The organism is Pseudomonas kermanshahensis (genome assembly GCF_014269205.2).
Taxonomy (GTDB): domain Bacteria; phylum Pseudomonadota; class Gammaproteobacteria; order Pseudomonadales; family Pseudomonadaceae; genus Aquipseudomonas; species Aquipseudomonas kermanshahensis.
On record NZ_JABWRY020000002.1, the window covers coordinates 236,286 to 259,715 of the forward strand.

At 62.9% G+C, this 23,430-nt stretch carries 24 protein-coding genes; 10 read left to right on the top strand and 14 right to left on the bottom strand.

Annotation, left to right across the window (positions count from 1 at the left end; genetic code table 11):
* Nucleotides 1–50: 50 nt before the first annotated feature.
* The 4 genes from pstB (at nt 51) to HU764_RS25540 (ending at nt 3,938) form a co-directional block, all read left to right on the top strand.
* Nucleotides 51–884, top strand: coding sequence for a phosphate ABC transporter ATP-binding protein PstB (pstB, locus tag HU764_RS25525; protein ID WP_027592128.1), 834 nt, complete (start codon nt 51–53; stop codon nt 882–884).
* Nucleotides 885–978: 94 nt separating this feature from the next.
* Nucleotides 979–1,749, top strand: coding sequence for a phosphate signaling complex protein PhoU (gene phoU, locus HU764_RS25530; protein ID WP_027592129.1), 771 nt, complete (start codon nt 979–981; stop codon nt 1,747–1,749).
* A 165-nt stretch (nt 1,750–1,914) separates the two neighbouring features.
* Nucleotides 1,915–2,805, top strand: coding sequence for a response regulator (locus HU764_RS25535; protein WP_027592130.1), 891 nt, complete (start codon nt 1,915–1,917; stop codon nt 2,803–2,805).
* A 236-nt stretch (nt 2,806–3,041) separates the two neighbouring features.
* On the top strand, nt 3,042–3,938 hold the full coding sequence (locus HU764_RS25540) for a peptidoglycan DD-metalloendopeptidase family protein (RefSeq protein WP_027592131.1): 897 nt from the start codon (nt 3,042–3,044) through the stop codon (nt 3,936–3,938).
* Between the two features lie 16 nt (nt 3,939–3,954).
* Here HU764_RS25540 and HU764_RS25545 read toward each other — a convergent pair whose 3' ends face one another.
* The 3 genes from HU764_RS25545 to phoB form a co-directional block, all read right to left on the bottom strand.
* On the bottom strand, nt 3,955–5,295 hold the full coding sequence (locus tag HU764_RS25545) for a hemolysin family protein (protein WP_027592132.1): 1,341 nt from the start codon (nt 5,293–5,295) through the stop codon (nt 3,955–3,957).
* A gap of 139 nt (nt 5,296–5,434) precedes the next feature.
* Nucleotides 5,435–6,742: a phosphate regulon sensor histidine kinase PhoR gene (gene phoR, locus HU764_RS25550; RefSeq protein ID WP_027592133.1), complete on the bottom strand. Its 1,308-nt coding sequence runs from the start codon at nt 6,740–6,742 to the stop codon at nt 5,435–5,437.
* Nucleotides 6,743–6,787: 45 nt separating this feature from the next.
* Nucleotides 6,788–7,477: a phosphate regulon transcriptional regulator PhoB gene (gene phoB / locus HU764_RS25555; protein WP_003253341.1), complete on the bottom strand. Its 690-nt coding sequence runs from the start codon at nt 7,475–7,477 to the stop codon at nt 6,788–6,790.
* A gap of 172 nt (nt 7,478–7,649) precedes the next feature.
* On the opposite strand from phoB, the gene HU764_RS25560 reads away from it, so the two are divergent.
* Nucleotides 7,650–8,018: a COG4315 family predicted lipoprotein gene (locus HU764_RS25560; RefSeq protein WP_186679393.1), complete on the top strand. Its 369-nt coding sequence runs from the start codon at nt 7,650–7,652 to the stop codon at nt 8,016–8,018.
* A 109-nt stretch (nt 8,019–8,127) separates the two neighbouring features.
* Here HU764_RS25560 and ubiA read toward each other — a convergent pair whose 3' ends face one another.
* Together ubiA and HU764_RS25570 are read right to left on the bottom strand one after the other, a co-directional pair.
* A complete protein-coding gene (ubiA, locus tag HU764_RS25565) occupies nt 8,128–9,018 on the bottom strand; it encodes a 4-hydroxybenzoate octaprenyltransferase (RefSeq protein WP_186679396.1) in 891 nt (296 codons plus the stop codon).
* Nucleotides 9,018–9,575 carry a chorismate--pyruvate lyase family protein gene (locus tag HU764_RS25570; protein WP_027592136.1) on the bottom strand — a complete coding sequence of 186 codons (558 nt, stop codon included), beginning with the start codon at nt 9,573–9,575 and terminating at the stop codon, nt 9,018–9,020. The genes ubiA and HU764_RS25570 overlap by 1 nt, the downstream gene beginning before the upstream one ends.
* A gap of 169 nt (nt 9,576–9,744) precedes the next feature.
* Here HU764_RS25570 and HU764_RS25575 point away from each other — a divergent pair, with 169 nt between their 5' ends.
* The 4 genes from HU764_RS25575 (at nt 9,745) to HU764_RS25590 (ending at nt 12,105) form a co-directional block, all read left to right on the top strand.
* Nucleotides 9,745–9,912: a rubredoxin gene (locus HU764_RS25575; protein WP_027592137.1), complete on the top strand. Its 168-nt coding sequence runs from the start codon at nt 9,745–9,747 to the stop codon at nt 9,910–9,912.
* 34 nt (nt 9,913–9,946) lie between these two features.
* Nucleotides 9,947–11,095, top strand: a complete 1,149-nt coding sequence (locus HU764_RS25580) for an NAD(P)/FAD-dependent oxidoreductase (protein WP_186679399.1) — start codon at nt 9,947–9,949, stop codon at nt 11,093–11,095.
* Between the two features lie 188 nt (nt 11,096–11,283).
* On the top strand, nt 11,284–11,583 hold the full coding sequence (locus HU764_RS25585) for an HU family DNA-binding protein (RefSeq protein ID WP_027592139.1): 300 nt from the start codon (nt 11,284–11,286) through the stop codon (nt 11,581–11,583).
* A 147-nt stretch (nt 11,584–11,730) separates the two neighbouring features.
* Nucleotides 11,731–12,105, top strand: coding sequence for a helicase (locus HU764_RS25590; protein WP_027592140.1), 375 nt, complete (start codon nt 11,731–11,733; stop codon nt 12,103–12,105).
* Nucleotides 12,106–12,236: 131 nt separating this feature from the next.
* On the opposite strand, the gene HU764_RS25595 is transcribed toward HU764_RS25590, so the two are convergent.
* The 6 genes from HU764_RS25595 to exbB all read right to left on the bottom strand — a co-directional run bounded on the left by HU764_RS25595 (nt 12,237) and on the right by exbB (nt 18,953).
* Nucleotides 12,237–13,640: an aminoacyl-tRNA deacylase and HDOD domain-containing protein gene (locus HU764_RS25595; RefSeq protein ID WP_186679410.1), complete on the bottom strand. Its 1,404-nt coding sequence runs from the start codon at nt 13,638–13,640 to the stop codon at nt 12,237–12,239.
* Nucleotides 13,641–13,718: 78 nt separating this feature from the next.
* Nucleotides 13,719–15,797: an ATP-dependent DNA helicase RecG gene (gene recG, locus HU764_RS25600; RefSeq protein WP_186703066.1), complete on the bottom strand. Its 2,079-nt coding sequence runs from the start codon at nt 15,795–15,797 to the stop codon at nt 13,719–13,721.
* A gap of 3 nt (nt 15,798–15,800) precedes the next feature.
* The gene (locus HU764_RS25605) at nt 15,801–16,727 is read right to left on the bottom strand and encodes a hydrogen peroxide-inducible genes activator (protein WP_027592143.1); all 927 of its coding nucleotides are present in this window, start codon (nt 16,725–16,727) and stop codon (nt 15,801–15,803) included.
* Nucleotides 16,728–16,821: 94 nt separating this feature from the next.
* The gene (locus HU764_RS25610; protein ID WP_027592144.1) at nt 16,822–17,553 is read right to left on the bottom strand and encodes an energy transducer TonB; all 732 of its coding nucleotides are present in this window, start codon (nt 17,551–17,553) and stop codon (nt 16,822–16,824) included.
* On the bottom strand, nt 17,550–17,978 hold the full coding sequence (exbD, locus tag HU764_RS25615) for a TonB system transport protein ExbD (protein ID WP_027592145.1): 429 nt from the start codon (nt 17,976–17,978) through the stop codon (nt 17,550–17,552). Before exbD ends, HU764_RS25610 begins: the two co-directional genes overlap by 4 nt.
* 3 nt (nt 17,979–17,981) lie before the next feature.
* The gene (exbB, locus tag HU764_RS25620) at nt 17,982–18,953 is read right to left on the bottom strand and encodes a tonB-system energizer ExbB (RefSeq protein ID WP_027592146.1); all 972 of its coding nucleotides are present in this window, start codon (nt 18,951–18,953) and stop codon (nt 17,982–17,984) included.
* A 192-nt stretch (nt 18,954–19,145) separates the two neighbouring features.
* On the opposite strand from exbB, the gene HU764_RS25625 reads away from it, so the two are divergent.
* Complete coding sequence (locus HU764_RS25625; RefSeq protein WP_099455724.1) at nt 19,146–20,003, top strand: SDR family oxidoreductase; 858 nt, start codon at nt 19,146–19,148, stop codon at nt 20,001–20,003.
* 130 nt (nt 20,004–20,133) lie between these two features.
* On the opposite strand, the gene HU764_RS25630 is transcribed toward HU764_RS25625, so the two are convergent.
* From HU764_RS25630 to spoT, 3 genes are read right to left on the bottom strand one after another with little or no spacing between them, the layout of a single operon-like run.
* The gene (locus HU764_RS25630; protein ID WP_099430803.1) at nt 20,134–20,859 is read right to left on the bottom strand and encodes a hypothetical protein; all 726 of its coding nucleotides are present in this window, start codon (nt 20,857–20,859) and stop codon (nt 20,134–20,136) included.
* Between the two features lie 55 nt (nt 20,860–20,914).
* The gene (locus HU764_RS25635; protein ID WP_027592149.1) at nt 20,915–21,295 is read right to left on the bottom strand and encodes a RidA family protein; all 381 of its coding nucleotides are present in this window, start codon (nt 21,293–21,295) and stop codon (nt 20,915–20,917) included.
* 23 nt (nt 21,296–21,318) lie between these two features.
* On the bottom strand, nt 21,319–23,427 hold the full coding sequence (gene spoT, locus HU764_RS25640; RefSeq protein ID WP_027592150.1) for a bifunctional GTP diphosphokinase/guanosine-3',5'-bis pyrophosphate 3'-pyrophosphohydrolase: 2,109 nt from the start codon (nt 23,425–23,427) through the stop codon (nt 21,319–21,321).
* Nucleotides 23,428–23,430: the final 3 nt, after the last annotated feature.

Genomic DNA, 23,430 nt, shown 5'->3' on the forward strand with positions numbered 1-23,430 from the left:
TGCAAGCCGGGCGGCCCTTTGAAACGAATTGATAGCGTATGGAGTTGACCATGCAGCACGAATCCCATACCCACGGCATCGACATGTCTGCCCTGGGCCGCGACAAGCAGAGCCTGCGCCTGGCCGAAGAGACCGTGGCCATCGAAGTACCGGGCCTGAGCCTGTTCTACGGCGACAAGCAAGCCTTGTTCGACGTCAGCATGAATATCCCCAAGCAGCGCGTGACCGCCTTCATCGGCCCGTCCGGCTGCGGCAAGTCGACCCTCCTGCGTACCTTCAACCGCATGAACGACCTGGTTGACGGTTGCCGCGTGGAGGGCGCCATCAACCTGTATGGCACCAATATCTACCGCAAGGGCGAAGACGTGGCCGAGCTGCGCCGCCGTGTGGGCATGGTGTTCCAGAAGCCGAACCCGTTCCCCAAGACCATCTATGAGAACGTCGTCTACGGCCTGCGCATCCAGGGCATCAACAAGAAGCGCACCCTCGACGAAGCCGTCGAATGGGCACTGAAGGGCGCCGCCCTGTGGGATGAGGTCAAAGACCGCCTGCACGATTCGGCCCTGGGCCTGTCGGGTGGCCAGCAGCAACGTCTGGTCATTGCCCGCACCATCGCCGTGGAGCCAGAAGTATTGCTGCTCGACGAACCGTGCTCGGCACTGGACCCGATCTCGACGCTGAAGGTCGAAGAGCTGATCTACGAATTGAAATCCAAGTACACCATCGTCATCGTGACCCACAACATGCAACAGGCGGCGCGCGTCTCGGACTACACCGCCTTCATGTACATGGGCAAACTGGTCGAATTCGGGGACACCGATACCCTGTTCACCAACCCGGCGAAGAAGCAGACCGAAGACTACATCACCGGTCGCTATGGCTAGTCGGTCTGCCAGCCGCAGGCCTGGGGCCAAGGGATAACACGAACGACTTGAAGCTTGCGGCTTGAGGCTTGCAGCTTTTTCGCGGAGCGAAACGATGATCAACAAAGAAAGCCTTACGCATCACATCTCCCAGCAGTTCAACGCCGAGCTTGAAGAGGTGCGCAGCCACCTCCTGGCCATGGGCGGCCTGGTCGAGAAACAGGTCAACGACGCGGTAACCGCGCTGATCGAGGCCGATTCGGGCCTGGCCCAGCAGGTGCGCGAGGTCGATGAGCAGATCAACCAGATGGAGCGCAACATCGACGAGGAGTGCGTCCGCATCCTCGCCCGCCGCCAGCCAGCGGCGTCCGACCTGCGCCTGATCATCAGCATCTCCAAGTCGGTGATCGACTTGGAACGCATCGGTGACGAGTCGACCAAGATCGCCCGTCGCGCCATCCAGCTGTGCGAAGAAGGCGAGTCGCCACGCGGCTACGTCGAGGTGCGCCACATCGGCGACCAGGTGCGCAACATGGTGCGCGACGCGCTGGACGCCTTTGCCCGCTTCGATGCCGACCTGGCGTTGTCGGTGGCGCAGTACGACAAGACCATCGACCGCGAGTACAAAACCGCGCTGCGCGAACTGGTGACCTACATGATGGAAGACCCGCGTTCGATTTCGCGGGTGCTGAGCGTCATCTGGGCCTTGCGTTCGCTGGAGCGTATTGGCGACCACGCCCGCAACATTTCCGAGCTGGTGATTTACCTGGTACGCGGCACCGACGTCCGCCACATGGGCCTCAAGCGCATGAAGGCGGAAGTGCAGGGCACCAGCGGCGATGAGGCCGAAAGCGCTAATGTTCCGGGCCAAGCGGACGATAAATAGTATTGCTCCCGAGCCTCAACGCCCGGCTTAGGCCGGGCGTTTTCGTTTGCGGTCGAGCAGCCATCAGGCACCCGCGAACGGTGTGAAGAAGTCCCGCTCCACGCGCAGTTGTGGCAAGTAGCCATCACTTGCCGGTAGGCTAGTCGGGATTCAAGAGGAGTATCGATGAGTAAAGTCAATGTGCTGGTCGTGGATGACGCCCCGTTCATCCGCGATCTGGTCAGGAAGTGCCTGCGCAATGCCTTTCCGGGCATGGTCATCGACGATGCGGTCAACGGTCGCAAGGCCATGGCCATGTTGGGCAAGGAGCCGTTCGACCTGGTCCTGTGTGACTGGGAAATGCCTGAGATGTCGGGCCTGGAGCTGCTCAGCTGGTGCCGTCAGCAGCCCGCGTTGAAGAGCCTGCAGTTCATCATGGTGACCAGCCGTGGTGACAAGGAGAACGTGATCCAGGCCATTCAGGCCGGTGTGTCCGATTTTGTCGGCAAGCCGTTCACCAACGAGCAGTTGCTGACCAAGGTAAAGAAAGCCCTGACCAAGATCGGCAAACTCGACAGCCTGATGGCCACTGGGCCTGCGCGGGCGAATTCGGCGTTTGCCAACGATTCGCTGAGCGCGCTGACGGGCGGCAAGCCTGAAGCCGTCAAGGTCGCGGCGCCTGCTGCCGCGCCGGCCAAGCCGTTGATCAATGCACCGGCACCGCCTGCGGCTGCACCCAGTGGCCGTGGCCAAGGCCAGCTGCGCCTGTCTAGCGGCACACAGCCGTGCGTGATCAAGGCGTTGAGCCTGAAAGAGGCGCTGCTGGTGGTGCGCCGCAGCGAAGCGCTGCCGCAGGTGCTGGAGGGCGCGGTACTGGACCTGGAGCAAGGCGAAAACGCCGAAGTCGCGCGCCTGAACGGTTACCTGCATGCCGTTGCGGCGCTGGAGCCCAAGCCAGACAGTGACTGGCTGCAGCTGACCTTCAAGTTCGTCGATCAGGATGCGCAGAAGCTCGACTACCTGTCGCGGCTGATTGCCCGCGGCACGGCGCAGAAGCACTTCACGCCCGGCGCCTGATCCACGCTGCCCCTTTTTAGGAGCCGCCTTGCGTCGCGAAAGGGCTGCGCAGCAGCCCCACGATTTCGACGTTGACGCAGATATTGCTGGGGCCGCTTTGCGGCCCTTTCGCGACGCAAGGCCGCTCCTACAAGGGATCGTATTTGGCGCGGAATAACCATCCGACCAACTGTCATATCCCCCGCCAAACCGGCTGCTAGGCTTCGACAGATCACAACTGTCAAAAAGCCACTATCATGCCCGCCCGCCTGCTGCTGTTCTGTGCATTGCTCATGGCCTCGGCGTCGAGCCTGGGCGTGACCCTCTACCCGATTACCGATGCCAACGGTGTGGGTGCCTATACCGACCGGCCAGGCCCCGGGGCCAAGCCGATCGAGCTGCATGAATCCATGGTCGAGCGGCAGGAAAGCCAGGTGCGGCTCAACGCGATCGTGTTCCAGGGCGGCGTGAGCTTTTCTGCGCGCAATGAATCGCATGTGCCGGTGCAGGTCGAATTGCACCTGGACAAGCTGATCAACGCCCAAGGCGGCAATGCGCCGCGGATCGTGCGCAGGGTGCTGCCAGGGCGTTCAACCCAGATGCTCAGCGTGCTGCGAGGCCGCCCTGGGACGTTGCTGGGCTATCGCTCGACGCTGCTGCAGGCAATGGGCGACCCGGGGCTGCGGCCTCAGGGTTATCGGTACGCCTTCCCCTGGCTGGGCGGGCCGTTTCGGGTGACGCAGGGGCCCAACGGGCGCTTCAGCCATTTTGGCCCCAAGGGGCGCTATGCCATGGATATCGCCATGCCTGAGGGCACGACCATCATTGCGGCCCGGGAAGGGGTGGTGGTGAATGTCGAGAACAGCCAGACCGGGCGTGGCAGCAACCCGTCGGGCAATTTTGTCAGGGTCCTGCACGCCGACGGCACCATGGGCGTGTACCTGCACCTGATGCGCGGTTCGGTTGTAGTGGCTGAGGGGCAGCGGGTGAAGCAGGGGCAGATGCTGGCCAAGTCCGGCAACACCGGCAACAGCACTGGCCCGCACCTGCATTTTGTGGTGCAGCGCAACGTAGGGTTGGCGCTGGAGTCGATACCCTATCAGTTCGACAGGCCGATCAGTGGGCTGCCCGACTTTACGGCGGGCAACCCCTGAACGAGGGACCGTAAGGTCAATCCAGCTTCAGCACCTTGGCCAGCACGATCTTCGGCCCTTTCATCTTCTTGATGATGATGCGCAGGCCTTCAACCTCAAGCACTTCTTCCTCTTCGGGGACGCGTTTGAGCGTTTCATACACCAGCCCAGCCAGGGTCTCCGCCTCGATGTGGTCCAGGTCGATGCCCAGCAGGCGCTCGACCTTGAACAGCGGCGTGTCACCACGCACCAGCAGCTTGCCCGGCTGGTAGGCGAGGATGCCGCGCTCAGTCTTGCGGTGTTCATCCTGGATATCGCCGACCAGTACTTCCAGCACGTCTTCCATGGTCAGGTAGCCGATTACCTTGCCATCGGCTTCCTCGACCAGCACGAAATGCGCGCCGCCCTTGCGGAACTGCTCCAGCAACTGCGACAGCGGCATATGCCGGGAAACCCGCTCCAGCGGCCGGGCCAGGTCTTCGAGGTCGATGGTTTCGGGCAGGTGGTCGAGTTCGGCCAACTCCAGCAACAGGTCCTTGATGTGCAGCAACCCGGTGAACTCTTCGCGCTCGGCGTCGTAGACCGGGTAACGGCTGAACTTGTGGCGGCGCAGCAGGGCCAGGATCTGCTTGAGCGGCGCGTGCGCGTCGATGCTGACCATGTCCTCGCGGGAGTTAGCCCAGTCGACCACTTCCAGCTCGCCCATTTCCACTGCCGAGGCCAGCACGCGCATGCCCTGGTCGCTCGGGTCTTGGCCACGGCTGGAGTGCAGGATCAGCTTGAGCTCTTCGCGGCTGTAGTGATGCTCATGGTGCGGGCCAGGCTCACCTTGGCCAGCAATGCGCAGGATGGTGTTGGCGCTGGCATTGAGCAGGTAGATGGCCGGGTACATCGCCCAGTAGAACAGGTACAGCGGCACCGCGGTCCACAGCGACAGCAGCTCGGGCTTGCGGATCGCCCAGGACTTGGGCGCCAGCTCACCGACCACAATGTGCAGGTAAGAGATGACGAAGAAGGCGACGAAGAACGAAATGCCCTTGATCAGCTCTGGCGTGTCCACGCCCATGTAGGCCAGCAGCGGCTCCAGCAGGTGGGCGAACGCCGGCTCGCCGACCCAGCCCAGGCCCAGGGAGGCGAGGGTGATGCCCAGCTGGCAGGCGGACAGGTAGGCGTCGAGCTGGTTGTGCACCTTGCGCAGGATGCTGCCACGCCAGCCGTGCAGTTCGGCGATGGAATCGACGCGGGTTGAGCGCAGCTTGACCATGGCGAACTCGGCGGCAACGAAAAAGCCGTTGAGCAGCACCAGGAGCAAGGCAAAGATGATCATGCCGAAATCGGCGAATAACGAGGTGAGGCTGATACCAGGGGAAGGGTCCATGATGGAGTTTTTACGGGGTCCGTCTTTGAGGAATGGAGAAAAAAAGTGCCAGCACAGGCTGGCACAGGGGGTCCAATGTAGCGGTTGAAACCGCAAAAGCAAAGGGTGATGGTCTTGATGGGGTTGCGGTGCAGCCTTCTCAACCCTTGCCGTTGGCCAATTGTGCCGGCGCAAAGTGACAGGTAAAGGTGCTGCCATGCCCCGGCACGCTGCTGATCTCCAGGCGCCCGCGATGGCGCAGCAGCACATGCTTGACGATCGCCAGGCCCAACCCGGTGCCCCCGGTATTGGACGCCCGGCTGGAGTCGACGCGGTAGAAGCGCTCGGTCAGCCGTGGCAAATGCTTGGCATCGATGCCGATACCCGAATCCTGCACGCTGAGGTGCGCACCCTGGGCATCGGCCCACCAGCGGATGCGAATGCTGCCCTCGTCCGGGGTGTACTTGACCGCGTTGAACACCAGGTTGGAGAACGCACTGCGTAGCTCTGCCTCGCTGCCCTTGAGGCTGACGCCGGGTGCGGCTTCCAGGCTGATGCGCTGGTTACGTGGGCCGGACAGCGCCTGGGCATCGCCCTTGATCGACTGCAGCAGGGCATCGACGGGCACGGGCAGGTTGTCGGAGGGGTAGTCGGTGGCCTCCAGCTTGGCCAGCAACAGCAAGTCATTGAGCAGGGTCTGCATGCGTGAGCCTTGCTGGCTCATCTGCTGCAGGGCCCGGGTCCAGCGCGGGTTCACGTCCTCGACGTTGTCGAGCAAGGTTTCCAGGTAGCCGGTAATCACCGTCAGCGGCGTACGCAACTCATGGGAAACGTTGGCGACGAAGTCTTTGCGCATCTGTTCGAGCTGATGGATGCGGGTGACATCGCGCACCAGCATCAGGTGCTCATTATTGCCGTAGCGGGTGATGTGCAGTTGCACACGCATCCGGTCATTGATCGGCGAAGGGATTTCCAACGGTTCGACGTAGTTCTCCGCCTCGAAATATTCCTTGAAGCGAGGGTGGCGCACCAGGTTGGTCACCTGCTGGCCGCCGTCCTGCGGGGTCTTGAAGCCCAGCAGGGTTTCGGCGGCGCGGTTCCACCATTCCAGGTTGCCGTCGCTGTCGAGCATGATCACCGCGTCGCGCAGCGCGGCAGTGGACTCCTGCACCCGGTCGATCACCGCCTGCAGGCGGCCGCGTACGCGTTGGTCGCGACGTTGCAGGTGGTAGATGCTGTCGAACACTTCGCCCCACAGGCCGTAGCCGTCTGGCGGGGCCTCGTCGGGTTGATGGTTGCGCAGCCAGTCATGCAGGCGCAGCAGCTGCTTGAGGGTCCAACCCAGGTAAAGGGCCAGGCCGATGGCCAGGCTCCAGCCGTAATAACCGCTGACCAGCCCACCGAGCAGGCAGACAGAGATCAGCAGCAGCAGGTGGCGAATCAGGGTCGCGTGCCAGTTCTGGTTCAATTGACGGTCCTTGTACAACGTCGTGCAGCCAGGCGTGCAGGCGTGTCAGCTCTTGGTCGAGAAACGGTAGCCAGTGCCGCGGACGGTTTGTACCAGATTTTCGTAGGCTTCACCCAGCGCCTTGCGCAAGCGGCGGATGTGCACGTCGACAGTACGCTCCTCGACATAGACGTTGCCGCCCCAAACCTGGTCCAGCAACTGGCCACGGGTGTAGGCGCGCTCTTGGTGGGTCATGAAGAACTGCAGCAGGCGGTATTCGGTGGGGCCCATCTCGGCCGGTTTGCCGTCGATGGTCACGCGGTGGCTGATCGGGTCAAGCAGCAGGCCACCGACTTCGATCGGCGCCTCGCTGTCGCTCGGGCCGGTGCGACGCAGCACGGCTTTCAGGCGGGCGACCAGCTCGCGGGGCGAGAAGGGTTTGGTGATGTAGTCATCGGCGCCCACTTCCAGGCCTTGGATCTTGTTGTCCTCTTCACCTTTGGCGGTGAGCATGATGATCGGGATGTCCCCGGTCAGCTCGTCACGCTTCAGGCGGCGGGCCAGTTCGATGCCCGAGGTGCCCGGCAGCATCCAGTCGAGCAGGATCAGGTCAGGCTTGCGGTCGACGATGATCGCGTGTGCCTGTTGCGAGTTCTCCGCTTCCAGGCAGTCGTAGCCGGCCATTTCCAATGCAACGGCGATCATCTCGCGAATAGGCGCTTCGTCGTCGACGATCAGAATGTTCCTGCCAACCATGCTCAAAACCTCTCCTGGAAAATCGTGTCTGGCCCGCATTAGATAACGGAATTATTGCAGCTGTGTGACAGAGCATTGGCTGTTCTGGCGACATTCCATGACTGAACTAGGCTTGAAAGGGCCGCTGCGGCGGCTATCAGAACTCATTTCCCCGGAAACAATGGTGAATCCAATGACACGACATACGCTGAGCTGGATGGCCCTTCTTGCTGCGCTGGCACTCCCGGGGGTGGCCTCGGCCGACCATGAGATGGTGAAGAACGGCATGCTGGTCGACCATGCCGGCATGACGTTGTACACCTTTGACAAAGACGCTGGGGGCAAGTCGATGTGCAATGGCGATTGCGCAAAGAATTGGCCGCCGTTGACGGCTAAAGCGAGTGAAAAGGCAGAGGGCAAGTGGACGCAGATCAAGCGTGACGATGGCACGATGCAATGGGCCTATGACGGCAAGCCGCTGTACACCTTCGTCAAGGACAAGAAGGCTGGCGATACCACCGGTGACGGCATGAAAGACGTCTGGCACGTGGCCAAGCCGTGAGATAGCCGGGGCCGCTGTGCGGCCCTATCGCCGGCAAGCCGGCTCCCACAGGGGCAGCAGCTATGCAAACTCTGTGGGAGCCGGCTTGCCGGCGATAGGGCCGGAAAAGTCAGCGCAGTGCGTAATCCAGCACGACCCCAATGAACACCAGCAACCCCGCCCAGTGATTGTGCAGAAACGCCTTGAAGCACGACTCGCGGTCCAGCTTGCGCGTCGACCAGAACTCCCAGGCAAAGCACAACGCCGCCCCCAGCAGCCCCAGGTGGAACCAGCCGCCCAGCTCGAAGCGGCTCCCGGCCAACAGCAGGCAAGCCAACGACAGCAACTGCAAGGTCAGGATGATCACCCGATCGGCTTCGCCAAACAGAATGGCCGTCGATTTCACGCCGATCTTCAGGTCATCGTCGCGGTCGACCATGGCGTAGTAAGTGTCGTAGCCCACGGTCCACAGCAGGTTGGCGATGTACAGCAGCCAGGCACTGGCCGGCAGCTCGCCCCCGGCAGCGGTGAAGGCCATGGGGATACCCCAGGAATACGCGGCGCCCAGCACCACCTGCGGGTAATAGGTATAGCGCTTCATGAACGGGTAGCAGAACGCCAAGGCCACGGCGCCGAACGACAGCCAGACGGTCCGGCTGTTGGTGCACAGCACCAGCAGGAAACTCACCCCGACCAGGATCGCGAACAGTGCCAGCGCCTCGCGCGGCTCGACCCGGCCGCTGGCCAAGGGGCGGTCGGCGGTGCGTTTGACGTGGCCATCGACCTTGCGGTCGGCAAAGTCATTGATGCAGCAGCCTGCAGCGCGCATCAGCACCACGCCGAGGCCGAAGATCAGCACGTTGGCCAGGGTCGGTGAACCTTGCCCTGCAATCCACACGGCCGACAGGGTCGGCCACAGCAGCAGGTAGATGCCGATGGGGCGGTCCATGCGGCTGAGCTGGACAAAGTCCCAGGCGCGCGGGTGCACGCGGTTGAGCGACTTGAGCAGTTGCAGGTACATCAGCGGTTTTCCTCCTTGGCCGCTTGCCACAGGGCTGGCAGGAACACCTCGGCTACCAGCAGGTCCAGGCCGTCCCGTTCAAAGCGTGAGCGTCGGCCCCAAAGCGCATCATGGCGGGCCTCGGTCGGTAACCAGGCTTGTGGATAACTGCACACTTGCAGGGGGTGGCGAATGAACGCCTGGTCACAGAACAGCAACTCGCCCAGCGAGCGGCTGCCTAGGGTCTCGAGGTCCAGGCCACCGCGCTCCAGGGCACTGCGGCTGGCCACGCTGCGGGCGAACACCCAGGGCTGGCCGTGGCCACGCAGGTACACCTCGCGCACCCAGCCTTGCGCCCCCGGCGCGATGCCCAGGGCCAGGCATTCGTCATCACGCAGTGGCTGCCAGCCTTCCAGCAGCGGGGTGACGGAGAAATGATCGTGGGACAGGCGGGTCAGGCGGCGGGTCAGCGAGCCCTCGTCGAACAGCCAGTCCAGGGTCGGCTGGTCGATCTCGGTCGCCAGCTGTGAATACGGCAGCCACGCGACAGCGGCTGCTTGCGGGGATTCGTACGACACGTCGGTATGCTTGTTACAGCCAGAGAGGCGGCGAGCTTAGCATGATTGCCCCGACTGCTTGCATACTGCTGGCAGGGCCAGTAAAAAGCCCCCAAAGATTGCGCGGCGGCCCCCTGGCGGGCCATCAGCAGCGACACAAGCCCGAGCCTGAAACGAGGAATCCGTACCGATGAAAAAATGGCAATGTATTGTCTGTGGCCTGATCTATGACGAAGCCGAAGGCTGGCCCGACGACGGCATCGCCCCCGGCACCCGTTGGGAAGACGTGCCTGCAGACTGGCTGTGCCCCGACTGCGGCGTCGGCAAGAGCGACTTCGAAATGATCGCCATCGGCTGATCATCCCCTGTTCCCACCCTGAGGTAAGCACGACATGACGTCCCCCGTAGTCATCATCGGTACTGGCCTGGCCGGCTACAACCTGGCCCGTGAATTTCGCAAGCTCGATGGCGAGACGCCGCTGCTGTTGATTACCGCCGACGATGGTCGTTCCTACTCCAAGCCCATGCTCTCCACGGGTTTTGCCAAGCTCAAGGATGCCGATGGGTTGTGCATGGCCGAGCCAGGCGCGATGGCCGAGCAGCTCAAGGCCGAAATCCGTACCCACACCCGTATCAGCGGCATCGACCCCGGCCACAAGCGCCTGTGGATCGGTGAAGAGGCCGTGGCCTATCGTGACTTGGTGTTGGCCTGGGGCGCCCAGACTGTGCAGGTGCCGATCGAGGGTGACGCTGGCGGGCAGGTCTTCCCGATCAACGACCTGGAGGATTACGCACGCTTTCGCGCCGCCGCTGCCGGTAAGCAGCGCGTGCTGATTCTGGGCGCAGGCCTGATTGGCTGCGAATTCGCCAATGACATGAGCCTGGGCGGGTTCCAGGTCGAGGTGGTGGCCCCGTGCGAGCAGGTGATGCCGACCCTGTTGCACCCAGCCGCCGCCGCTGCCGTGCAGGCCGGGCTAGAAGGCCTTGGCGTGCGCTTCCACCTGGGCCCGGTGCTGACGCGCCTGCAGCAGGTTGCGCAGGGCCTTGAGGCGCACTTGTCCGACGGTAGCGTGATCGCCTGCGACCTGGTGGTTTCAGCCATCGGCTTGCGCCCCCGTACTGATCTTGCCGCCGCTGCTGGCCTGCAGACTAATCGCGGCGTGGTGGTGGACCGGCAGTTGCGCACGTCCCACGCCAATATCTTCGCCCTGGGCGACTGCGCCGAGGTGGACGGCATCAATCTGCTCTATGTGATGCCGCTGATGAGCTGTGCCCGCGCCTTGGCGCAAACCCTGGTCGGTAACCCAACGGCCGTCAGTTACGGGGCGATGCCGATCACCGTGAAGACCCCAGCGTGCCCGCTGGTGGTCTCGCCGCCCCCGCAAGGGCACGACGGCAACTGGCAGGTGGAGGGGCAGGGCAGCGACCTCAAGGTGCTCTGCCACGATGCCGACGGCAAGCTGCTGGGCTATGCCCTGACCGGTGCGGCCGTGATGGAAAAGCTGGCCCTGAATCGTCAGTTACCGCCGGTTATGGCGTAAATAGCGGGCGTTCTGTCGGGTTTATCCTGTTATTGCTCACACAATGGCCGCCCAGATACTGGCGCGGCCTCGGTGGGCGTGCCATTCTCACTCCCGTCTGCCGCAGATTAGAGCCTGCGGTGCCTTGAGCGCTGCTCCCAGAGGCAGCACGGCATAACAACAAAAAATCCCGTCAAAGAGGCTTCACTATGCGCAAACCAGAACTCGCCGCTGTCATCGCCGAAAAGGCCGATCTGACCAAGGAAAAGGCCAACGTGGTGCTGAATGCGATCCTCGACAGCATTACCGGTGCGCTGGACAAGGACACCGTGACCCTGGTCGGTTTCGGCACCTTTGAAAAACGTCACCGTGGTGCGCGTACCGGCAAGAACCCCCAGACCGGCGAGCCGGTGAAGATCAAGGCCAGCAACACCGTAGCCTTCAAGCCCGGCAAGAACCTGCGTGACAGCGTCAACGTGCCGGCCAAGCCAGCCAAGAAAGGTAAGTGATCGAATCCTGACATCCCCAGTGTCGGTTCAGCGGGCGCCCCAGGGCGCCCGTTGTGCTTTCTGTAGGGATATGTTGCGAACTTGCATAAATAGTTCTGGAAGAGGATAAACTGCGCGACTCAGTCATTTTTTATTCGAGGCGCGTTGATGAAGTTCCGCTTTCTTCTCTGGGCCATGGGGCTGTTGATGGCCAGGGCCAGCCGTAACAACCCGGCGTTCAAGCAGCAACTCAAGGACAAGGATCTGGTTTTCCAGATGCAGACCCTGGATGGCAAAATCGCCCGGCACTTCATCGTCAGCGACGAGCGCATCAGCAGCAAAGGTGGTGTGCACCCGCAGCCGGCGTTCGCCATTGCGTTCAAAGATGCCGCTTACGGGTTCGCCACGCTGCAGGCAAGCAACAAGCAGTTGGCCTTCATGCAGGGGATTCAGGACAAGCACATCCAGATCAAGGGCAATCCGGCGTTGGTGATGTGGTTCCAGGGCTTGATGAAGTACCTCAAGCCGAAGAAAAAGCGCTGAGCCTGGCCCTGTAGGAGCAGCCTTGTGCTGCGAAGAGGCCGGTGACTGCAGCGAAGATTTACTGTGTTTTCACCGGCCTCTTCGCAGCGCAAGGCTGCTCCTACAAGGGTTGCGCATTACGCCCCAAGCTATTAGTGCGGGGCGTGAAACTGCGATGCCAGTTCCCGCAGCAGGGTTTCGGCCTCCAGCACCTTGTTCACCACATCCTCGGCCTTTTCCCGAGTCACCCCCAACCGCTCCAGCAGTTCATCGGGTACCTCTTCCTGAGGCCCCGAGCCAATACCGCGCGAACGCAGCAGGCGAGTCGCCAGGCACACCAGGTTGGGGAACGCTGCATAGTCGCCGTCATAAGACGGGTCATGCTGGAAGCGCAGCGCCGTCGAGAGCTCTTCTGGCATGTCCCACAGCTTCATCAACCACGCGCCGATCTGTTCGCGGTTGATGCCCAGCAGGTGCTGTTCCACATAGGTGTGGCACAGGTGCGGGTTGACCTCCAGGTGCCGGCAGATCAGCGAGAAGTGCGGCGGGAACACGTGCGCCAGCAGCAGATAGCCAAAGTTGTGCAGCAGCCCCGCCAGGTACGTCAAGCCGGACTCCGGGCGCTCTGCCCGGGGCATGGCGCGGGTCAGGCCTTCGATGATGGCTGCGGTGTAGATCGACTGCTGCCAATACGGTGTGGCCTGCTGCGGGTGATCCTTGGGCAGGCTCAGGGTCTTGCCCAGGGCCAGCCCCAAAGCCAGGTTGATGACCAGGTCGAAGCCCAGCACGCGCACGATGGCATCTTCCACTGAACGGATCTTGCCTGGTGAGGCGTAGTAGGGCGATGCCGCCCAGCTGACCACCTGCGCAGCCAGCGCAGGGTCGGTCTCGACCACGCCGGTGATGTCATCGATGCTGGCGTTTGGGTCTACCCGCAGCTTGATGATTTTCTGCGCCGTGTCGGCCAACGGCGGGATTTCAATGGTTTCTTCCAGGCGCTTCTGGATACGTCGGGCGGTAAAGGCCTGGACCGCTTGGGTGATTTCGTGGGAGTCGTCATCAGGCCGGTCGAGGTTCGGGCTGATGGCCTTCACCTCCTGGCCAAAGCTGCTGGCGCTGGCCTTGGCGAGCATGCGCTTGAAGTCCGTGCGGTCGATTTCCAGCAGCAGCCCGGCTTCGCCGGACTGAATCAGCACCGTCTCACAGTCGAGCAGGCTTTTTTCGTACTGGCACGGCGAGCTGGTCAACGCCGGAATGCCCGGCAGGCGCTTGAGGTGGTGCTTGTCGAGCATCTGCTTGAGCCGGGGGACCGATACGGCGGTCAGCTTGCGGCCGGTCAGCTCGGTCAGGCGATTCAGGTCAAGCAGCTGGCTCTGCGGGAACAACACCATCAGGGCGCCGACTTCGTCGTCGAGGAGCACCGCCTGCACCCGCGAGGCGGCAGGCAATTGCGCATGCTCGAGCACTTCGCGGTAGGTGACGCCAACCTTATCGAGCAGCAGCCGGATGACAGAGGGCGTGTGTGGGGTTGCGGTGTCCAGGGCAACTTCAGTCATGGTCCGTATCCACTAATTCTTTTAAACGCGAAGTATAACCAGTCCCGCCGCAAATCTGGATCCATTGTGGGACTGGCGTCACACTTGGCCGTATTGCTGGCCGTGCCGCAGCCAGCGGTCAAGCAACGGGCTGACATGCTCCGGCCAGCGCGCGATCAGCGCTTGGGCGGCATCACGTACGGCTGGCAGCAGGTCGGCATCACGCATCAGGTCAGCGACCTTGAACTGTAGCAGGCCGGTCTGGCGTGTTCCCAGCATCTCGCCGGGGCCGCGCAATTCCAGGTCTTTTTCCGCGATGATGAAGCCATCGTTGGTTTCACGCATGATCCCCAGGCGTTCGCGGCCGATCTGCGACAGTGGCGGGTGATACAGCAACACGCAGTGGCTCACCGCGCTGCCCCGGCCAACCCGGCCACGCAGCTGGTGCAGTTGGGCCAGGCCCAGGCGTTCGGGGTTCTCGATGATCATCAGGCTGGCATTGGGCACGTCCACGCCCACCTCGATGACCGTGGTTGCCACCAGCAGTTGCAGCTCACCGGCCTTGAACTGGGCCATGATCTCGGCCTTTTCCGCAGGCTTCATGCGCCCGTGGATAAGGCCGACGCGTAGCTCGCCCAGGGCGCTGCCAAGCTCTTCATAGGTGCTCTCGGCCGCTTGGCAGGTCAGTTCTTCGGACTCTTCGATCAGGGTGCACACCCAATAGGCCTGACGCCCCTCGGCACAGGCGGCGCGTACCCGTTCGACCACTTCGAAACGGCGGCTGTCGGCCACCAGCACGGTGTTCACCGGCGTACGCCCGGGTGGCAGCTCGTCGAGGACCGAGGTGTCGAGGTCGGCGTAGGCGCTCATCGCCAAGGTCCGAGGGATCGGCGTCGCAGTCATGATCAGCTGGTGCGGGCACAGCTCGCCGGCCACGCCTTTTTTGCGCAGGGCCAGGCGTTGCTGCACACCGAACCGGTGTTGTTCATCGATGATCGCCAGGGCCAGGTGCTTGAATTTGACCTCTTCTTGGAACAGCGCATGGGTGCCCACCACCATCGGTGCGCCGTTGGCGATTTGCTCCAGCGAGCTGGCCCGGGCCTTGCCCTTGAGCTTGCCGGCCAGCCATGCCACCTCGATGCCCAGCGGTTCGAGCCAGCGCTTGAAGGTAATGAAGTGCTGTTCGGCGAGGATCTCGGTGGGGGCCATCAACGCCACCTGGTAACCGGCCTCCAGCGCTTGCAGTGCCGCCAGTGCGGCGACCACCGTTTTACCGGCCCCGACATCGCCCTGTACCAGGCGCATCATGGGCTCGGCCTGGGCCAGGTCGTAGGCAATTTCGTTGGCCACCCGTTGCTGGGCGCCGGTCGGCTTGAAGCCTAGGTTGGCCAGGTACTGCGCGGGCAACCGGCTGGCCTTGGGCAGTACGGGGGCACGCAGGCTGCGCAGGCTCTCGCGCAGGCGTTGCTGCGACAGCTGGTGGGTCAGCAGCTCTTCGAAGGCCAGGCGGTGTTGAGCCCAATGCTGGCCTTCGGCAAGTTCGTCGAGGTCGGCATCGGCCGGCGGGTTGTGCAGGTAGCGGATGGCATCGTCCAGCGGCGCCAATTGGTAGTCCCGGGCCAGCTCATCGGGCAGCCAGTCTGGCAGGCTGCGCGGGCCAAGCATGCCAAGGCTCTGCTGGCAGAGCAGGCGCAGGCGTTGCTGGGTGAGCCCTTCGGTGGACGGGTAGATCGGCGTCAGGGTCTGTTCCACCGGGGGCGGTGGCTCATCGCCGTTGAGCGCCCTGTACTCCGGGTGGTAGATCTCCAGGCCAGAGGCGCCGGGGCGGGCTTCGCCATAGCAACGCAGGTGCGTGCCGCGTTTCAGGCCTTCTTTTTGCGCATTGCTGAAGTGATAGAAGCGCAGGCTCAATACGCCGCTGCCGTCACCCAGGCGCACCACGAGGCTGCGGCGCTTGCCCATGGTGACGTCCGCACCGCTTACTACACCTTCGATCACGGCATCCTGCCCCGGGCGCAGCTCGCCAATGGGCACCACACGGGTGCGGTCCTGGTAGCGCAGGGGCAGGTGGAACAGTATGTCCTGCAGGTTCTCCAGGCCCACCTTGGCGAGTTTTTCCGCCATGGCATCGCCCACCCCTTTGAGCACCGTGACCGGGACCTTCGACAGCTCACTCATGACTCAGGCCGGCTGTTCCACAGGAGGTTTGGCGACCGAGCAGAGGCGGATCGAGTCAGCGAGGATCTCGATGGCCTTGGGCCGCGGGAAGCTGGCACGCCAGGCGATGGCCACGGTGCGGAACGGTGCTGGCGCAGTCAGCGGGCGCACTTCGATGATGCCTGGCGCGTAGTGGTGGCTGTGCACTGCCGACAGCGGCAGGATCGAGACGCCAAGGCCCGAGGCAACCATGTGCCGAATGGTTTCCAGGGAGCTGGATTCCACCGTGGTGTGCCGGGAGCCTTCGCCGCCTTTGTTCAATGTCGGGCAGGCTTCCAGGACCTGGTCGCGGAAGCAGTGGCCTTCACCGAGCAGCAGCAGGCTCTTGTCGTTGAGCATGGCGGTGTCGATGGTCTTTTTCGCCGTCCATGGGTGGTCGGCAGGCATCAAGGCGCAGAATGGCTCATCGTACAGCGGCAGGGTTAGCACGTCGGCTTCGTTGAACGGCAGGGCGATGATCACTGCGTCGAGTTCGCCGTTGCGCAGTTTTTCGCGCAGTACATGGGTGAAGTTCTCTTCGATGTACAGCGGCATCTGCGGCGCCACACGGTGCAGCTGCGGGATCAGGTGCGGGAACAGATAAGGGCCGACGGTATAGATGGCACCGACCTTGAGCGGGGCAGTCAGCTGGTTTTTGCCGGCCTGGGCCAGCTCGCGGATGCCTTGGGCCTGTTCCAGTACCTTCTGCGCCTGGGCGACGATGCTTTCACCGACCGGGGTCAGGCGCACTGCGCTCTTGCTGCGCTCGAAGATCAGCACGCCAAGCTCGTCCTCGAGCTTCTTCACACCGACCGACAGGGTCGGTTGGCTCACGTGGCAACGTTCGGCCGCGTGGCCGAAATGTTGTTCCTGGGCGAGTGTGACGATGTAGCGTAATTCTGTGAGGGTCATAACGTGCGTCCATGAAGTTGCGAGCCCAGCATAGCGGCTGCAATCGATAGACGCACGTTATCAGACTTGCCGATTTGTGACAGAAACAAAAGTCTCAGCGGCGGTCCAGCGAGTAGACGAACGGCGCCACGACTTCGATCGTGCCGTTGTTCAACAACTCGGGTGGCGGCTTGGGTACCGTGCCGGCACGACGGATCATTTCCAGGGTCGCCCGGTCCAGTGCCGCGCTGCCCGAACCTCCGGCCATGGCGTACGACACCACCTTGCCTTCGGCATCGACCACGAAGCGCAGGCGGTTGATGCCCTGCAGGCCGCGACGACGCGCGTCTTCCGGGTAACGCTTGTACTTGGCCAAGTGGCGCAGCAGGTCACTCTGCCAGGTAGGCAGGGCGTTGCTGTTGGACGCAATGCTCGGTGCCGGTGCCGCGGACTTCTGCGGCGGCGTGTTGCTTGGCGGTGCGTCTACCACGCTTTCGGTCGGCGGCGCTTCCTTCGGCGGCTCAGGCTTTTTCTCGGGCTTGGGCGGCTGGGGCTTGGCCTTCGGCTTGGGCGGCTTGGCGATGGCGATCTTGGGTTTAGGGGCTTCCACCAGCTTGGGCAACGGCAGTTCTTCAACCGGTGCCGGCGGCTGTGGGACGGCTTTTGGAGGAGGTGGTGGCGCAGGCTCCGGCAAAGGTGCCAGCTCGACCATCATGGCTGCCGGCGGCAGCTCGATGGCCTGAGGCACCGACCAATTGAGCGTGAGCAGCACAGCGACGGCATGGACACCCAGCACAAGTGCCAGGCTGCCGCTGTAACGCGCCAGGTTGTGCCGCGTCTTCGTCATTTCTTGGCTGCCGTCTCGAGACCTACCAGACCGACCTTCAAATAGCCGGCCGCGCGCATGTTGTTCATCACTTCCATCAGGTCACCGTAATCCACGCCCTTGTCGGCCTGGAAGAAGATGGTGGTTTCCTTGTCGCCCTTGGTCTTGGCATCGAGCATCGGGCCAAGCTGGTCGGGCGCAGATACCTGATCGTCGCCGACATACAGCTTCTGGTCGGCCTTGACGCTGACGAACACCGGTTTCTCGGGCCTCGGCGCTGGTTTGGCGGTCGAGGCCGGCAGGTCGACTTTGATGTCGACCGTGGCCAGGGGCGCCGCCACCATGAAGATGATCAGCAGTACCAGCATCACGTCGATAAACGGCGTAACGTTGATTTCGTGGTTTTCGGCGAGGTCGTCGCCACCTTCGTTGAGATGCAGGCCCATGGCTTACCCCACTTTCACCATGTGCGGGGCGGCGCGCTCGCTGCCTTGGTGGTCCAGGTCACGGCTGACCAGCAGCAGCACCTGGGCAGAAGCGTCAGACACCTGAGCCTTGTAGCCGGCAATGGAGCGGGCGAAGACGTTGTAGATGACCACTGCCGGGATTGCTGCAACCAGGCCCAAGGCGGTTGCCAGCAGGGCTTCGGCGATGCCTGGGGCAACCACTGCCAGGTTGGTGGTTTGGGTCTTGGCGATGCCGATGAAGCTGTTCATGATGCCCCACACGGTGCCGAACAGGCCGACGAAGGGTGCGGTCGAACCAATGGTGGCGAGCACGCCGGTGCCGCTGCTCATGTTGCGGCCGCTGGCGGCTACCAGGCGCTCGAGGCGGAAGGCGACGCGCTCTTTGATGCCCTCTTTTTCACGTGCATTGGTCGACAGGCGCATCTCTTCGAGCGCATCGTGGACCAAGGTGTGAGCCAGGGTGCCTTCCTTGTTCGAGACGTCGCTGGCTTCCTTGAGGCTGGCGGACTTCTTCAGCTGGGCGATCTCGCCGCGCAGACGACGCTTGGCGCCCATCAGCTCGAAGCCTTTGGCAATCCAGATGGTCCACGTGATGATCGAGGCAATGGCCAGGCCGATCATGACGATCTTCACCACGATGTCGGCGTTCTTGTACATGCCCCACGGGGACAGGTCGTGCGCCATGCCCAGGGTAGTATCTTCGACCAGTGCTTCGACGCTTGGGTCTGCAGCGGCTGGCGCATCGGCCGGGGCGTTGGCGACAGGTGCCGAGCCGTCTGCGGCTGGGGCAGCGGCGGTGTTAGCCGGGGCGGCAGCGGCAGCCGGGGTGCTGGCGTTGGCAGTTGGCTCATCGGCCATGGCCACTGGGGCCAGCACCAGGCTGAACATCAGCGCGGCAATGGCACGCCAGGCGCGCGACGGGGTTGGCGAAGCGGAGGGTTGAGTACGTGTCATGCTGGCCGGACCTGATGAAGAAAAAGAGTGAACGTTCTCCAAGGCCTCGAGATAGGCCGAGAACAGATAGGGGCGCCATTATTGCAAGTAATTCTTGTTAACAAAAGTAATCTTGTTGCTTTTTTCACCTAAGGTCTAGCCACTCATCGTGTAGCGTGGCGGGTTTGATCAACTGGTCTAGGGAGTTTTGAGATGTCAGACCTTTCAGTAATGGTCGTAGGTTGTGGTGATGTGGGCGGCCGTCTGGCCCAGCAATTGCTGGCCCGCGGCTGGCAGGTGAGTGGCCTGCGCCGCGCGGTCGAGCACCTGCCAGCGGGTGTTGTGCCAGTGGCTGCCGACCTGGCCGAACCCACCATCCCGCCAGCGTGGCCACAGCGAGCGCCGGACTACCTGGTGTATTGCGTGGCGGCTAGCCAGCACGACGAGGCGGGGTATCAGTCGGCCTATGTCGACGGGTTGCGCCATGTGCTGGCCTGGCTTGCCGAACGTGGTCAGCACCCGCGTCGCTTGCTGTTTGTGTCCAGCAGCAGCGTGTTTGCGCAAAAAGACGGCGAGTGGGTCGACGAGACGGCGGCCACCGAGCCTGAAGGGTACTCTGGCCGGATCATGCTCGACGCCGAGCGCTTGGCGCTGGCCAGTGGTATCCCGGCAAGCGTGGTGCGCTTGACCGGCATCTACGGGCCGGGCCGTGAATGGCTACTGAGCCAGGTGCGTCAGGGCTACCGTGTGGCTGAAGAGCCGCCGCTGTATGGCAACCGTATTCATGCCGAAGACGCCGCAAGCTTGCTGGCTTACCTGCTGCAGGCCGATGCCGACGGCGTGGCGCTGGATGACTGCTATATAGGTGTCGATGACGACCCGGCGCCGCTGGCCGATGTGGTGGGCTGGTTGCGTGGGTACCTGGGCGTTACCGAGTGGTCGGATGAGCAGCGGGTGCGCCGTACGGGCAGCAAGCGCTGCAGCAATGCCCGTGTGCGGGCGTTGGGCTGGGTGCCAGAGTACCCCAGTTACAAAGAAGGGTATGCGGCGATTCTGCAGGGTAAGGGGTGAGTCTACCGGCCTCTTCGCGGGTAAACCCGCTCCCACAGGGTGAGCGCTGATTCGGATGTCAGCGGGGTACCTGTGGGCGCGGGTTTACCCGCGAAAGGGCCGGTGTGACGGGTAGAGATCCTGGCAGGCCTCAGTCCTTCTCAAGCACCCATTGCCGAGCACCGGCCGCCAATACCGGCATTTCATCCGGCTTCGCGCGGTTAACGGCCTGGAAAATCTCCAGCGTGTCGCCATCACGCTTGATGATAAACGGCGCACCGCGCTGTTTGCGCTCCAGCCACAGGCTGTCGTTGCTGCCGCCCATGGTCGCGCAATCGCCGGCCAGGCACAGGGCAAAACGGTCCGGGCCAGGCAGGCCACTGACGTTACCGGTGTCGCTGAAGCGAACGGCGGTGCCTTTGCCCTGGCCGTCGATGATTTTCCATTCACCGCCCAGGTAGGCCTGGTACAGCGCCTTCTCGAAGCTGCCACCCAGCGGTGCATTGCCGGGTTGCTTGACGCGCACGAAGGTTTGTTCGGTACCGGACTGCGCGGTGGTTTTCAGCTCGTCGCCATCCAGCGCCAGCTGCTCGGTCTGGCCGTCCTGGAAGCTGGCCAGCCATTGCTTCTCGTTGGCGCTCAACTGGCCGTCGGCCGCCTCGAAGCCATTGCTGAAGCTGGCCTGTTGGTGAGCCACGTCGAGTTTCCACTCGAACACAGGGCCGTGTTCGTTCAGTGCCTGACGCAGGCTGCCACTTTTGACGGCGGCTTTGATGGCGTCCTGGTTGATCCAGGTGCCGTTGAAGTCTTCGGGTTTATGGCTGGCGCAACCGCTCAGAAGCAGGGCTGCCAGCGCGAGGGGCAGTGCTTGACGCATGGTGGGTAACCTTGGGGAGAGAAGGTGACGGGCAGGGCGCCCGTCACCAGGGGCATCACTCGATGACCAGGATCGCGTCCATCTCGACCTGGGAGCCTTTTGGCAGCGCGGCAACGCCAATGGCGGCGCGGGCTGGGTAAGGCTGTTCGAAGTAACGGCCCATCACTTCGTTGACCTTGGCGAAGTGGCTCAGGTCGGTGAGGAAGATGTTCAGCTTGACGATGTCCTTGAACGAGCCACCCGCGGCTTCAGCCACAGCCTTGAGGTTCTCGAAGACCTGCACGGTCTGGGCCTCGAAGCCTTCGACCAGTTCCATGGTCTTGGGGTCCAGTGGGATCTGGCCCGACATGTACACGGTGTTGCCAGCCTTGATTGCCTGGGAGTAGGTACCGATGGCGGCAGGGGCCTTGTCGCTGTTGATGACGGACTTGCTCATGATGACTCCTTGCGGTTGGCGGACTACGTACGCATGCGGGTGATGCGGACCACACCGGTCAAGGTACGCAGCTTCTTGATCACTCGTGCCAGGTGCACGCGGTCGTGCACGCTGACCACCAGTTGGACCACGCTGATACGGCCGTCGCGTTCGTCCATGCTGATCTTCTCGATGTTGCCGTCGGCGGCATTGACGCTGCTGGCCAGCAGCGCGATCAGGCCGCGCTGGTGCTCCAGCTCGACACGCAGCTCGACATTGAATTCGCCAGCAATGTCCTTGGCCCAGGAGAGTTGCACGCACTTCTCTGGGTTGTGGCGAATTTCACTGATGTTGCGGCAGTTCTCCAGGTGCACGACCATGCCTTTGCCCGCCGATAGGTGGCCGACGATTGGGTCACCGGGGATCGGCGTGCAGCATTTGGCGTAGCTGAGCACCAGGCCTTCGGTGCCGCGAATGGCCAGCGGGCCTTCCGGCGTTGGCAGCTGTTCGCCTTCGGCCGACAGCAGGCGCCGCGCCACCACATAGGCCATGCGGTTGCCCAGGCCGATGTCTTCGAGCAGGTCTTCGATAAGCTCCAGGCGGTACTCGGCGAGAATCGCCTGAATGCGTTCCTGCGGGATCTTTTCGAGGCTGCTGTCGAAGCCGGTCAGCACCTTGTTCAGCAGGCGTTCGCCGAGGCTGATGGACTCGGAGCGGCGCTGTTGCTTGAGGGCGTGGCGAATGTGCGTGCGTGCCTTGCCGGTGACCACGAAGTTGAGCCAGGCCGGGTTCGGCCGGGCGCCTGGCGCACTGACGATCTCTACCGTCGAACCGCTTTGCAGGGGCTCAGACAGTGGCGCCAGGCGGCGGTTGATGCGGCAGGCGATGCAACTGTTGCCCACGTCGGTGTGCACCGCATAGGCGAAGTCGACGGCCGTGGAGCCTTTCGGCAGCTCCATGATCCGGCCCTTGGGCGTAAAGACATAGACCTCGTCCGGGAACAGGTCGATCTTCACGCTCTCGATGAATTCCAGCGAGTTGCCCGCGCGCTGCTGCAGTTCGAGGATGCCCTTGACCCACTGGCGGGCCCGCGCGTGGCTGCCTTTTGGCTGCTCGTCGTCGTTGGACTTGTACAGCCAGTGGGCGGCGATACCGTTGTTGGCCATCTCTTCCATCTCGCGTGTGCGGATCTGGATTTCGATGGGCACGCCGTGCATGCCGAACAGCGTGGTGTGCAACGACTGGTAGCCGTTGGCCTTGGGGATCGCGATGTAGTCCTTGAAACGACCGGGCAGCGGCTTGTACAGGTTGTGCACGGCGCCGAGCACGCGGTAGCAGGTGTCGACCTTGTCGACGATGATGCGGAAGGCATACACGTCCATGATCTCGTTGAAGGCGCGGCGCTTGCCACGCATCTTCTTGTAGATGCCATAGAGGTGTTTCTGCCGGCCGCTGACCTCGCCCTGGATGCCGTCGGCAGCCAGGCAGTTGGCCAGCGATTGTTCGATTTTGGCGACGATCTCTTTGCGGTTGCCGCGGGCGCTCTTGACCGCCCGGTGAATCAGCGACGAGCGCATTGGGTGCATGGCCTTGAAGCCAAGGTCTTCGAATTCGACGCGCACGGTGTGCATGCCCAGCCGGTTGGCGATGGGGGCGTAGATTTCGAGGGTTTCCTTGGCAATGCGCCGGCGTTTTTCACCGGACAGCACTTCCAGCGTGCGCATGTTGTGCAGGCGGTCGGCCAGCTTGACCAGGATCACGCGTATATCGCGCGCCATGGCCATGGCCATTTTCTGGAAGTTCTCGGCCTGCGCCTCGGCCTTGGTCTCGAAGTTCATCTGGGTCAGCTTGCTGACCCCATCGACCAGTTCGGCAACCGTCTCGCCAAATTGCTGGCAGAGGGCTTCCTTGGCGATGCCGGTGTCTTCGATCACATCGTGCAGCATGGCGGCCATCAGGCTCTGATGGTCCATGTGCATGTCGGCGAGGATGCTGGCCACGGCCAGCGGGTGGGTCACGTAGGGCTCGCCGCTGCGGCGGCGCTGCCCGTCGTGGGCCTGCTCGGCGTAGAAATAGGCGCGCCGAACCAGGTTGACCTGTTCGGGGCCCAGGTAGGTCGACAGCCGTTCGGCTAAGGCTTCTATACCCGGCATGGG